The sequence below is a fragment of the Thiorhodovibrio frisius genome, from assembly GCF_033954835.1.
Lineage (GTDB): Bacteria > Pseudomonadota > Gammaproteobacteria > Chromatiales > Chromatiaceae > Thiorhodovibrio > Thiorhodovibrio frisius.
On sequence record NZ_CP121471.1, the window covers coordinates 67,967 to 80,469 of the forward strand.

Consider the following 12,503-nt stretch of genomic DNA (forward strand, 5'->3'; position numbering starts at 1 on the left):
CCTGCGCCCAGGACTGAATTCACCATGCGCAAAATAACGCGGCATCACCAAAAAGAGACATGATAGGCTTGGGGATTCGTCTTAAGAGCGCGCTAGCGCGCGTCCGCCACTCCGGGCGCTTCGCGGCCCTTTCGCGTCGCCTAAAGCCGCTCCTGCCAATGCCCGTGCGTCATGCTCTCAAGCGACTGCTTTTCTCCCTCCGTATGCTTCCGCGCGACCCGCGCCCTCCTCCAGGAGCGGAACCGGGGCGGCATCCAACGGGTCCGGCAAGTAGCCAGGCAGAGCGCCTTCAGTCTCGGTTCGAGCGCCTGATTGACGCGCGGATTAACGCACGGTGGCCGCGCGCTTGGGTTCGCCTCCATGCACATCCTGATTGATCTCCAAGCCTGCCAGACCGGCGGTAGCCGTGATCGTGGCGTCGGGCGTTACAGTCTCAGTCTTGCCTTGGCGATGGCGCGCCAAGGGCGGATGCGTGGCCATCGCTTCAGTGTGCTACTGTCGGATCGGTTTCCGGACACCTTGGCCGCCTTGCGCGAGCGGCTCGGCGGTGTGATCCCGCCGGAGCGGATTCACGTTCTTGCCTTGCCGCTCGACGCCAGCGCCAGCGAGTCGACCAGGGGCATCCTCCTCGAAGCGAGCCGCCAGCTCTATCAACAGCTTCTCCTCGCGCTTCAGGTTGACATTCTGCATGTCGCCAGCCCGTTCGAGGGCCAGCACGAAAATGCCATCGTCGCCATTGCCGCGGCCGGCGCCTGTTGTCGCGTGGCCGTCACCTTCTACGATCTTATTCCCTACCTCTTCGCTGATCACTACCTTGCCGATCCCGAAACGCGCAAGCGCTATCATCAAGTGCTTCTGGACGTCAAGGCCGCCGACCTCCTGCTCTGCATCTCGGGCGCGACGCGCGCGGACGCCGTTGCCCATCTCGGCCTGCCGGAGTCCGCCGCGGTCAACATCTCGGGCGCCGCTGAGCGGGAATTCGCCGCGCATGAATTTGCCGCCGGTGAAGCAGACAAATTGCGCGAACGCCATGGCATTCGCGAGCGATTCTTGCTTTGCACCGCGGGCGTCGACCACCGCAAAAACCTCCACGGACTCATCCACGCCTATGCGCGGCTTTCCCAACCCCTGCGCCAGACGTGGCAACTTGTCATCGTCTGCGCCATGCAACCGAGCACGCGCAAGGCCTTGCAGGCGGTGTGCAAGCGCGCGGGTCTTGCCGCGGACGCCGTGGTCTTCACCGGCTATGTTGCGGATGCCGACCTCATCGCCCTATACAGCCTGACCGACTTATTTATCTTCCCCTCGCTGTACGAAGGTTTTGGTCTTCCGGTGCTCGAGGCAATGTCCTGCGGCGCTCCGGTCATCGCCGGCAGCAACAGCAGCCTGGTCGAGGTTGTCGACCTTCCCGAGGCGCTCTTCGACGCCACCAGTATCCCCGCCATGTCCGCGGCTATAACCGCCTGCTTAACCAACCCCGAGTTGCGGCAACGGCTGCGCGAGCATGCCCGTGTCCAGGCGCGCAAGTTCAGCTGGGAGCGCAGCGCCAATCGCGCGCTGGACGCGCTTGGCAGCCTCGCCGCGACAGCCGCGCCGCGGCGCCAGCGTCCGCGCTTGGCCTACCTGTCCCCCTTGCCGCCGCAACGCAGCGGTATCGCGGATTACAGCGCGCGCCTCATACCCGAGCTCGCGCGTTACTACGCGATCGACCTCTACACTGACAGCCTCGATGTCGCCGATGATTGGCTCAGCGCCAACTTTTCCTTCCGGCCCCTGGATGCCTTCCCCGCGCATGCCAGAGACTATGATCGCATTCTGTACCATCTCGGAAACAGCCAGTATCACCAAGAAATGTTCAGCCTGTTGCGTAGCTACCCCGGTGTGGTGGTGCAACACGATGCCTTTCTCAGCAATATCCTGGCGCTGCTCCACGCTCATCCATCCGCGGACGCTGACTTTCGCACCTTGCTGTGGCGCGATCACGGTCCCGCGGCCCTGAGAATGTTACGGGAAGAAAGCCTCGCCGCGGTGCTTGCGCACTATCCCCTCAGTCGCGGAATCCTCGAAGACACCCTTGGCGTTTTGGTCCACTCCCACCACGCCCGCCAAGTGCTCGCGCAGCACTATGGCGACGCCTTTGGCGCCCAACTCGAGGTCGTGCCCTTTCCGCGGAGACTGTCGCTGGCGAGCCCGGTGGCCCGCCAAGTTGCGCGCGAGCGGCTCGGGCTTGGCGCTGACGCCTTCGTTGTCTGCAGTTTTGGCTTTGTCGCGCCCACAAAACTCAATCACCGCCTCCTTGACGCCTGGGAGACCTGCGCTGCGGCGCGATCGCAAAAGGCCTGGATGATCCTAGTTGGCTCGATCGCCAACGCTGGCGACTATGGTCGCGAGATCGCGCGCCGCTGCCACAGGCTCGCGCGCTGTCGCATCACCGGCTATGTCGATTCCCCCACGTACGCCGATTGGCTCAATGCCGCGGATGTGGTGGTGCAACTGCGCACCGAGTCCAGGGGCGAAACCTCGGCCGCGATTTTCGACGCCCTTGCCCACGGAGTCGCCCTAATCTGCAACGCCCATGGCTTTGCCGCCGAGTTGCCAGCCGAGGTGGTCTGCCGTTTGCCAGACGCCTGCGCCGCCGCGCAACTGGCCGCCGCGATCGACGACTTGGCAACCGCCCCCGAAAAGCGCCAAGCCTTGGCAAGCGCCGGGCGCGATTACGTGCGCGCCCATCATGCCCCCCATCGTGTCGCGACGCTGTACCATCGCCACATCGAGCGGTTCTATCGCGACCATCCCCTGGTCAGGGAACAACAACTCCTCTCTGATCTCGCGGCGCGTCCTGGCAGCGACCAGCTGTCCGCCCAGGCGCGCGCCGCCGTGGTGGAAAGCATCCTGCGTAATCGGCGAGCCACCGCCATCCGTCGCGTTTATCTCGATCTCACCCCTTACATGGACCAGCCCCCCCACTGGTTGCTATCGCTTCTAGCCGCCTGGGATTCGCGCCATGCGCTCGAGTGCGTGCGCTGGCGCGGAGGAGTCTTCGAGACCATCCGGAATCCAGTTTGCGAATGGCTTAATCTCCCAACCGGCCTTCTGGAGGAGTCGCCCGTCACGACCAGCGTCGCGGATGCCTGGATCGGGCCCGGGGGCGCCGCCGAACAACGTGATCGCGCCGGCATCCTCGCCACCCCGATCACGCATTGGCCGCTGGACGGAGAACAGACCGCACAGAGTCAGGTCACACAAGCGGTGATCCGCTGGGCGCGGAAATAATTTTCTTGACACCTGCGTGCCGCCGTGCTTAGATCCCCGTATCTTTAACCTCTCGACAACCCAGCTCTGTACCCAACCCGATTACTGCTGTGAGGTTTGTCATGCGGCAATCCACGCCGGGTTATGCAGAAATGCGTCGCCGCAGCCGGACCAACAGCAACCATCCTGGATCTCAGTCAGTACCACATCCTGAGTCGCTTCCAAAATAAGGCCATCAACCATGCCCATTAAGCACTACCCGACCCAAATAACCCGACGTATTTTCGCTTCTAGTGATTGAACAAACTCTTTAGCTGCGGTATGCTCATCCAGCACTAGAGCCAAATGGTCCGAAAAAAGCCCTAAAGACGAAAGCGCGTTTACGCTCGAACGCCATAAAAGCCGACACGCCTTCAAAGACTTAAGGATCAACATATCGAGCAATTTGACCTGTTCCAACCTGATTAAGGCAGGCCCTGCACCTAACAAGTCTGTGAGCCAACAGTCTGTGAGCCAAGGCGCCACCAACAGATCAAGCCAGCAGGTCAACAAGCAATTCCAACCCCTCACACCCAAAAGCTCAGACTACGCGAGGAACCTCAACCATGGCTGATATCACAACCTCCCAAGCAATTGTCGGATTGTACACTGGAATGTACGCGCGTTCCCCCGACAAAGAAGGTGACGACTTCTGGCTGAACGCCGCACAGAATCAGTTCGGCGCCGGCCCAACTGACAACGTCAAAGATCTCACCTTCATGCGCTCAATCGCCGCGGATTTCGCCACCTACCCGACCTTCGCGGTCCAGTATCCGGCGGATATGACCGACGACGCGTTCGTGACCGCCATCTACAACAACATCACTGATCGCGATCCCGACGCCGACGGCCTGGAGTACTGGACCGGGCGCCTTGAAGGCGGCGAGGCTCGGAGCGTGATGATCGCTGACTTCCTCTACGGCACACTCACGGCCGACTACGACAGCCCCGCCTTCGCCAACCTAACCCCCGAGCAAAAAGCCGAAGCTCAGGCCGCGCAAGACGTCGCCAACAACAAGGTCAACGTCGGGCAATACTACGTCGACACCATGGGTGACGCCTCCAACTACCCTGAGTACACCACGGAACCCTTCTGGAATACCGATCCAGCCTCCCCAACCTACGTCGAGGATGCCGCCGCCCTACAAAAGTACCTGGACGGTTTGCAGGTTTACCAGTACGCCGTTCAGTCCATCGCCGCCGTAACCGAGGATCCCGCGACCGTAGGCACGGCAGAAACCTTGATCGACGGTTGGGCTGGCGGCGGTGGCGGCGACGTCCTCAACCTCGACACGCTCGACGGCACCATTGATATGCCGGCTGATGTCGCCGCCGTCGACGGGCAGAAGTTCACCGACTCCGTCGATATTGCAAGCTTCTCCGACATCTCCAACTTTGGCGAAACCAACAGTTTGGAGTTCGGCGGCGTCACCGCCGACGACGTCAGCGTTTCCGTCGAGGGCGGCGTCACCACCTTCGAGTTCGACAACGGCGGAGGCATTATCTCCACCATCCAGCTTGTTGGCGTCGATGGCTTCTTCACCACCGTTGAAGAATTCAACGCGGACCCCAGCTACGGTGATATAACCTTCGCCTAAGCTCCACCAGCGGCGCCTACCGTGGCCACCTTGGCAGCTTCAGCCCAAGGCGGTTGAAGCAACAAGTGGCCCCGGTAAGCAGACCCTTTTCGGCGGACAGCATTAGCGCTTCAACCCGATCCACCGCGACTTTTTCTAAATTGAGAATAGGCTCTCATGAGAAATCCAACGGCCAAGGCCCCAAGACTAGACGCGGTAGAAAATTCCCGATAATCTCTGCTCATGCCGCCATTTTCCTGGGCGGGCAACAGACAGGCTAAGAAACTCATCGTTTAGGAGAACGACGTAATGGCTAACTTCATAATGAATGAAAATGGTGTCCCGACCGAAGATCCGATCAACATCGGGGCGGACCAATCCTTTACCTTCTACGGCAGCACCGCCGGCTTTACCGTCAACATCGCCGCCGGCGGCGTGGCCATGGGCCTCGACGCGGGAGTTGCGGAAATCAATCTCAACGGCCTCGCGTCAACCGACGTGACCATGAAACAAAACGGTACCACCCTCCTCATCCTGGACGGGGAGGGGAACACCATCGTCAGCGTCGCAGGCGGCACCGGGAAAACCACCATCATCAACTTCGACAACGGCACCACCTTCCTGGAGGTCGGAACCAACGCCGAGGGCAACCAAGGGTTAGACATCGGTGGCACCAGCCTTCCGTCTGACGGCACCAGCCTTGCAGGCAACGATATTCCCACGCCTGGCGCGCCCATCTCGCTGGAGACCGCACTGGAACAGCAGGCCGCCGGCACCTTGGCGTCTCCCTACTACATTAGCTCTGGCACCACCTACGATGCCGGCAGCGTCAGCGTCGCCGACGCCGGCGCCACCTACGGCGATGTCGAGACCGTCCTTGCCGGCGCCGCCAATAGCGCCAAGCTGAGCATCGACAGCCTGTTTGTCTGGTCGATCGAAGATACCGGAACCAACATCGCCGCGGCCATTGACGAGCCGACCGTGACTGGCGCCAAGGGCGTAACGCTCTCCGCGGCCGCCACCGTCGAGCAGGCCACGGCCATCACAGCGCTGGAGAACTTTGAGGGCACCTACAAGCTGGCGGATACCGGAGCCAACATCTTGGCCGCCGAGACTACCGTACTTGAAGGGGCCGAGTCTTTTGCGCTGACCGATCCTGCTGGCACCGTTTTCAGTGTCACGCCCGACGAGCAAACCACGCTCGAACAAGCAACAAACGCAAGCGATTACAAAATCGGCGTGGCTGGTGGCGACTTCGACCTCACCACTGGCATGGATTGGGTTGGCCCCAGCGCGCCAGCAGACCCAGACGCGTACAACCAAGTGTCATTGTCGTCGGCCGACAATGACACGATCAACGGTGTCTCCTCCTTTGTTTCCACAGAGAAAACGCTGAACGCCGACGACCAGATCGACGGCGGCGCGGGTGATGACACCCTCAATGTCGAGCTCAAAGGCAGTTTCGATGGCTTTTCGGAAGAGGGCTTCCTGAAGAATGTCGAAACCGTCAAGCTAACCAACGCTGGCGGTAGCGGAATTAACTTCGCGGCCAAGGGCGTAGAAGGCGTCACTAACTACATCGTCGATGGGTCAGTGAATCTGTCCGACATTGGCACGCTGGGTTCCAATGTCAGCTACACCGACGTCGCCTCAGGTACCCTAACCATTGGATACGCCACCGATGTCACCAAGGGCACCAATGACACCCAAGACATCCAGGTCAGCAATGTTGGCACTGTCGAGTCAACCGGCGTGGCGGAACAGGCAGTCACCATCAACGCCGATGGGATTGAAAATCTGAACATCAACGCCATGGGCGATAACGTTGTTGCGCTCGGCAAGGACTCCGCCAAGTCTGTTGTCGTCGATGGCGGCAGTTCGCTGAAGATGACCGACGTTGGTACAGGCCTAACGAGCTTCGACGGCACCAACATGTCTGGGCCCTTGGATATCGACTTCAGCGAAGCGACGGGTGTTAAGACCGTCAACGGCGGCTCCGGCGACGATACATTCCGAGCTAAACAAGGCGACTTTGCAGCCGACGTGACAATCAACGGCCAAGGTGGCGACGATACGCTCGTTTTCGATGGCAGCATCGGCACCGTGCAATTTCAGATGTCCGGCGTCGAATCCGTTCAGTTTGGCGGGACGGGAAATGCTAAATCCACTTTTTCCGCAAAAACGACCACTGGATTGCAACAAGTCGTGATGCAAGATGGTACGAATTTAGAGGTCGATGTTGCGACCTTGGGCGCCACGGGGATGGAGCTGAATCTACAGAAAGATGCAGGAGGCAAGGTGTCGCTCGATAATGCCGGCACGACCACTCTCAATGTGACGGGTGGGACGTCGGAGACGGAAACAGTGGCGACGACTAACGTCACGCTGACAAAGTCCGCCAGCGTCGATATGACCGTGGATCAATATAGTGGATTTGAAGGTGACCTGAAAGCAAACGAAGCGCAGGCTGTCACTGTGTCCGCTGCCGGTGACACGAAGTTTACAGGAGACAGTGTATTCACCAAGGCTCAGTCGTTGACAGTTGACGCCGCGGGCACATTCGATGCGAGTGCGGCCGAGTTCGGGGCCATGGCTAATCTGACCCTGGCCGGCCTCGGCGGCAGCGCAAAGCTGGGTGACATTGGTAAGGAGTCGCTCGGTTACGGCATCGGCGCCTCCGTTTCGGGCTTGTCAGAAGGAGTTGTCATTGGCAGCATCAAAACGGGTGATGACCAGGATGTCACGCTGAACCTTAATGGTGCTCAGGGTGATGTTCTGGTCGGGATGGATACTGCAGCAGCCCAACCAACTCCAGATCCAGCTGACTCGGTAATCACTGGCAAGGCCGTTACTGTCAATGCGGCTGGTGCACTGGGAACCGTTGACATCGTCAAGTATCTTGGAAACCCTGGCGTACAGGCTAATCAAAGTGTTCGAACTGACGCCATCGATGCTGAGACCGTGACTTTCACCGGGTCTGAGCTATTCGCAAACAGCGTCGGCGCAAAGGTGACCAAGGCCGCGACTATGACGGGCGGCAACGAAGATGACGTATTCGTGATGACCTCCGCCGCCGCTGAAGACTCGACTGTCACGATCAGCTTGACGGGCGGTCTTGGCAATGATCTATTCCTCGGAGGCGATGACGCTACCGACCCGGCTGGTAAGACGAAGATCACCATTACTGACTTTAACCAAGGTGATCAGACAAACCAAAGCCTCGCCACCAAAGTGGTTAATTACACCAATGCCGAAACAGAGGGCACGCCGCAAGGTGCGGATGAAGCTGCTGCCTTCTTGGTCAGTGCCGGTGTATCTGGGGCCACTGCCTCCAACATTGAGTTGGTTGATGCAGAGGTTAATGGTAATTCTATCGACGCTATCCTGTACAATGGCAATACCTACTTTGCTCTTAATGATGGTAGTGGTACTACAGGAACCGACGACAACAGCTTCGACAACGGTGATACGCTGGTGACATTGACTGGAGTCTCACTCACAGCGGACCAGATCGAGGGTGACGGTGCGAACATACCCGCTTTCTTCGGGTATGTGGATCCTGATCCTGTTGCCGCGGCCTAAATCTAAGACCTATCAGCAAAGGAAGGTATCAGCAAAGGAGTCAAGTTCGAATTAATATTTGAGCCAATTCCCCTAGCTAGCTGACCTCACGGGCAAGGACGCCCGCGATCCCACATTCAACCCCGCCTCCGTCTTTACGGGGCGGGGTTTTTCGTTATGGACTGGTGTTGCACCTTGATGGGGATCACATTATGACGACGATCACCTTTGATACACATGAATTTGTTAAAAAAGCTGCAATCTGTGGGATTTTCGCAAGAACAAGCCGAAGTGTTTGCTGCTGAACATCGGCGAATCATTGAAGATTCTTTAGTAACGAAAGAGCATCTTGATAGGCGCTTGCGAGAACTCGAATCTCGTTTGATCATTAAAATGGGTGCCATGATGATGGCCGCCGTCATTGCCATTGCAGCACTGGTGAAGTTCCTTTAGAAAGCCTAAATTGAGCTCATCCCGTTGCCTCGATTGGGCATTTCAGACAAGCTAGACCACATCATCCAGAATCGAGCATGCCGGGTTGTTGGGGGCTTTTGTTCAGGACGAAGGTCGCAATAGTGATGTCGGCGCGAGCAGTTGATCGGTAGGTCTGTTAGGATGGATGGGATGAACAAAGCGCAACTGAAACATATCGCCGCTGCCTTGCATGCCATTGCCCTGGCGCAGTTCGCAGTCTTCGGTTATACCGGTCTCATCGCGCAGCCGGTCGCCTGGGTGCAGCTTGTGCTTTCGATTCTGGGATTTGTGAATATCGAATTCGTAGCGGTCTGGGTGCTATCCTTTGTTCGCGACTTGGAGGGCGAATGATGAGCAGCGCAGTGATGGTGCTTTTACTGCTGTTGGTACTGGTGAATCTGATCGGCGGTGGACTGATTTACTATCTCAGGCATCATCCACCGAACAACTGATTCGCCCGACGAAATCTAGCTAAAGGAGCTAAAGAGCTAAAGGGGTCAGGCTCGAATTAATTCTCGAGCCAATACCCTAGCTAGCTGACCTCACGGGCAAGGACGCCCGCGACCCAACATTCAACCCCGCCTCCGTCTTTACGGGGCGGGGTTTTTCGTTTTTAAATGGTGTTGCACCTTGATGGGGCTCACATTATTACGACGATCACCTTTGATACACATGAATTTGTAAAAAACTTCAACTTGTGGGATTTTCGCAAGAACAAGCCGAAGTGCTTGCTGCTGAACATCGGCGAATCATTGAGGATTCTTTAGCAACGAAAAATTATCTGGATATGCGCTTGCGAGAACTTGAATATCGTTTGATCATTAAAATGGGCGCCATGTTGATGGCTGCTGTCATTGCATTTGCAACACTGGTGAAGCTCCTTTGGTGCTGAAGCAATTGGGATTGTAATGGCCTGATCCCGGGACTCCGCCGGGATCTGAGACCAGGGGATTATGGGGACATACTTAATTCCCGCCTGGCACTCTGACCCGTAGGGCAAGGACGCCCGCACCCAAGTTCAACCCCGCTCCCGTTCATGCAGAGCGGGGTTTTTTGTTTGGGCGTGTGATATTCTTGTCAGAGATGCACCGAAATAACAGCAGCACCCATGACCACCATTACCTCTGATACCCTAAAATTTGTTGAAAAACTTAAATCTGCAGGCATTGCTGAAGAACATGCCAATGCAGAGGCAGAAGCACTGGTCAGTGCATTTTCCGAAGCGATGGATGCGCAACTTGCCACCAAGGCTGACATCAACCGCTTAGAGCGTGAGCTGCTGGTTGTGAAATGGATGGTTGGTTTGGTATTAGGAGGCATTGTGACGCTGATGTTAAGAGCATTTTTCCCAACGTAACTGTTCTAAAGGGTTTGCTAAAGATTGCTAAAGGGGTCAGTGCGGCCTGGCAAGGCCGCGTGTTCTAGCGGGTTAGAGTCCCTTCCGGGGAATCGAGAGAAGGGAGTGCGCCTACCTAGATCAGTGCCGATGACCAAGAACCAGAAATGACGACAAGAAAATGGTGCAGACCGTCGTGCAGAATGCTATCCTCGTACCGGACTTAATAGGCTCGGCGCTAGCTGCGATGGGCGGCTGCACAGGGGGAGGGCCAACCCTTCCTGAGCCCCAGTGGGGAACAGGCCGGACGTGTCTGCTGACAATGGACGTATCAACCAGAAACGAGGAACTGAAAACGTGCTGTCAGCCTTTGCCGGTCAACGGGTATTGCTGCTACAGGGACCGATGGGGCCTTTTTTCTGGCGGTTGAGGCTGGATTTGGAAGCCGCGGGCGCGGAAGTTTTTAAAATCAATTTTTGCCCCGGAGATCGGCTCTATTATCCAAACGACGCGATCGACTATCGCGGCACGCTGGAGGATTGGCCGAACTACCTGAGCCGCCTGCTGGCGCGCCTTGATGTGGACGCGGTCTTCTTGTTTGGCGATTGCCGGCATTACCACTTGGGGGTGCCCGATGTGATCCGCTGGCAGCGGGCCGTTTTGTATGTGTTTGAAGAAGGTTATCTGCGCCCGGATTTCATCACGGTGGAAAAAGGCGGGGTGAACAACTTCTCTTCCCTGTCGCGTGATCCCGCCTTTTACCGCGGCCATGTGCCCAGGGCGCCGGTTGAGCCTCCGCCGCGCAAGGTGAAGAATGGCTTTTCCCGCGCGGCCTTTCATGCCGTCGTTTATGCCTTGGCGAATGCGGCGATGGGTTGGCGTTTTCCGCATTATGTGCATCATCGCTCACTCTCACCCATCCCCCAAGCCTTCTACTGGCTACGCGCCGGGTGGCGAAAGCATTATTTCGGGTGGCGCGAGCGACCGCTCGCCAAGCGTCTGACGGGCGCATTGAGCAAGCGTTATTTCATCGCGCCGCTACAAACCCATAATGACGCGCAAATTAGTATTCACTCGGATTTCTCGAGTATCGAGGAATTCATCGAGCAAGTTCTGGTGTCCTTCAGTCGGGGGGCTGCGCCGGATCATTTCCTGGTGTTCAAGCATCATCCGCTTGATCGCGGCTATCGCGAATATGGCCGATTTATCGCGCGGCGCGCGGCCAAGTATGGCTTGCAGGGCCGCGTGCTCTATGTGCATGATGTTCACCTCCCGGACCTGCTCAATCATACCCTTGGCTGTGTTGTGATTAACAGCACGGTCGGGCTGTCGTCCATTCTCCACAAAGCGCCCTTGTGCGTGCTTGGTACGCCGATTTATGACATGCCAGGCCTAACCTTCCAAGGCAAGCTGGATGACTTTTGGGGCGACCCCGGCACGGTGGATTATGATCTGTACATTCGCTTTCGCAGTTGGTTGCGCGCTCACAATCAAGCCAATGGCAACTTTTATCGGCCTTTGCCCGATGTGAATAACCACACGGGTGTGATTTGGCCGCCGGAGCTGGAGTTCGATTGGGGCTTGGACAGCATTCCCAAGCACGCCCTGCCCCGAGTGGTGGCGGGGTCCGCCTCGCGCGCCGTGCCGAGTGGGACTGGCGCCGCGCGGGTCACTCCGGTGGCGCGAGGGAATTTAGCGTCGCTAGAGGTTGGGTCCGAGCTGTAAAGCGTCCCCTGGCCTAGGTGAGCTGTTCCGGTTTGGGCGCCGGGTTAAGGGTCTGTTTCGCTTGCGCTCGGCTTGGCGACCCGGCTTGTAACTGGCCTGGCGGGTTGCTGTCGGCCGTTTGCCGCTGGCCAATGGTCTGTGCGTGCAGTTTTCGCCGCAGAATCAAATCCACCACATGCTGCTCGCGCTTGTTGGCGCGGCGACAATGATCCGGCTGAAACACATCGGCAAAGCGCACCACCAGCCGCGCCCAGGCTTTGTTCTCGCGCTCGCGCCAGGCGTGGGAGGAAATTGACTCCCAGGAGTAACCGTTAAAGACCGAGGCATTGACGAAATGGTCTAGCGCCCTCACGCCAGCACGCGCGCGCTCAACCCGCCCAATCACCCCAAAAAAGGCGAGCATCAGCAGGCCAAGCAATGCCAAGGGCAGCAGCAGCAGCGATAGCCCGAGGCCGACGAAAAATTCTTTCACCCATGTCTCCCGCGTAAATCCGTGCTGTTGGCCTGACACGCCTCGGTGGCTTGCCGGTTAATAACCG

General features: G+C 58.0%; 9 protein-coding genes. 8 read left to right on the forward strand and 1 reads right to left on the reverse strand.

All coding sequences use genetic code 11. The annotated features are described in order from the left end of the window. Positions 1 to 360: 360 nt before the first annotated feature. The 8 genes from Thiofri_RS00265 to Thiofri_RS00300 all read left to right on the forward strand — a co-directional run bounded on the left by Thiofri_RS00265 (position 361) and on the right by Thiofri_RS00300 (position 11,964). Positions 361 to 3,273 carry a glycosyltransferase gene (locus Thiofri_RS00265; protein WP_009149479.1) on the forward strand — a complete coding sequence of 971 codons (2,913 nt, stop codon included), beginning with the start codon at positions 361 to 363 and terminating at the stop codon, positions 3,271 to 3,273. Positions 3,274 to 3,857: 584 nt separating this feature from the next. Beyond that, positions 3,858 to 4,889 (forward strand): DUF4214 domain-containing protein, encoded by a 1,032-nt coding sequence (locus Thiofri_RS00270; protein WP_009149480.1) that lies wholly within the window; start codon positions 3,858 to 3,860, stop codon positions 4,887 to 4,889. A 288-nt stretch (positions 4,890 to 5,177) separates the two neighbouring features. Beyond that, complete coding sequence (locus Thiofri_RS00275) at positions 5,178 to 8,450, forward strand: beta strand repeat-containing protein (protein ID WP_009149481.1); 3,273 nt, start codon at positions 5,178 to 5,180, stop codon at positions 8,448 to 8,450. 216 nt (positions 8,451 to 8,666) lie between these two features. Further along, positions 8,667 to 8,882: a DUF1640 domain-containing protein gene (locus Thiofri_RS00280; RefSeq protein WP_223296746.1), complete on the forward strand. Its 216-nt coding sequence runs from the start codon at positions 8,667 to 8,669 to the stop codon at positions 8,880 to 8,882. Positions 8,883 to 9,053: 171 nt separating this feature from the next. Continuing rightward, on the forward strand, positions 9,054 to 9,254 hold the full coding sequence (locus Thiofri_RS00285; protein ID WP_009149482.1) for a hypothetical protein: 201 nt from the start codon (positions 9,054 to 9,056) through the stop codon (positions 9,252 to 9,254). A 373-nt stretch (positions 9,255 to 9,627) separates the two neighbouring features. Beyond that, positions 9,628 to 9,795, forward strand: coding sequence for a hypothetical protein (locus Thiofri_RS00290; protein WP_223296747.1), 168 nt, complete (start codon positions 9,628 to 9,630; stop codon positions 9,793 to 9,795). 216 nt (positions 9,796 to 10,011) lie between these two features. Further along, positions 10,012 to 10,260, forward strand: a complete 249-nt coding sequence (locus Thiofri_RS00295) for a hypothetical protein (RefSeq protein ID WP_009149484.1) — start codon at positions 10,012 to 10,014, stop codon at positions 10,258 to 10,260. Positions 10,261 to 10,596: 336 nt separating this feature from the next. Continuing rightward, positions 10,597 to 11,964, forward strand: a complete 1,368-nt coding sequence (locus Thiofri_RS00300; protein WP_009149485.1) for a capsule biosynthesis protein — start codon at positions 10,597 to 10,599, stop codon at positions 11,962 to 11,964. 13 nt (positions 11,965 to 11,977) lie between these two features. On the opposite strand, the gene Thiofri_RS00305 is transcribed toward Thiofri_RS00300, so the two are convergent. Then, complete coding sequence (locus tag Thiofri_RS00305) at positions 11,978 to 12,436, reverse strand: hypothetical protein (RefSeq protein WP_009149487.1); 459 nt, start codon at positions 12,434 to 12,436, stop codon at positions 11,978 to 11,980. Positions 12,437 to 12,503 lie beyond the last annotated feature (67 nt).

Excerpts from the sequence above, each read along its gene's own strand:
- Thiofri_RS00295 (WP_009149484.1), top strand. The coding sequence starts at position 10,012 with ATGACCACCATTACCTCTGATACCCTAAAATTTGTTGAAAAACTTAAA.
- Thiofri_RS00275 (WP_009149481.1), top strand. The coding sequence starts at position 5,178 with ATGGCTAACTTCATAATGAATGAAAATGGTGTCCCGACCGAAGATCCG.
- Thiofri_RS00270 (WP_009149480.1), top strand. The coding sequence starts at position 3,858 with ATGGCTGATATCACAACCTCCCAAGCAATTGTCGGATTGTACACTGGA.
- Thiofri_RS00265 (WP_009149479.1), top strand. The coding sequence starts at position 361 with ATGCACATCCTGATTGATCTCCAAGCCTGCCAGACCGGCGGTAGCCGT.
- Thiofri_RS00285 (WP_009149482.1), top strand. The coding sequence starts at position 9,054 with ATGAACAAAGCGCAACTGAAACATATCGCCGCTGCCTTGCATGCCATT.
- Thiofri_RS00280 (WP_223296746.1), top strand. The coding sequence starts at position 8,667 with ATGAATTTGTTAAAAAAGCTGCAATCTGTGGGATTTTCGCAAGAACAA.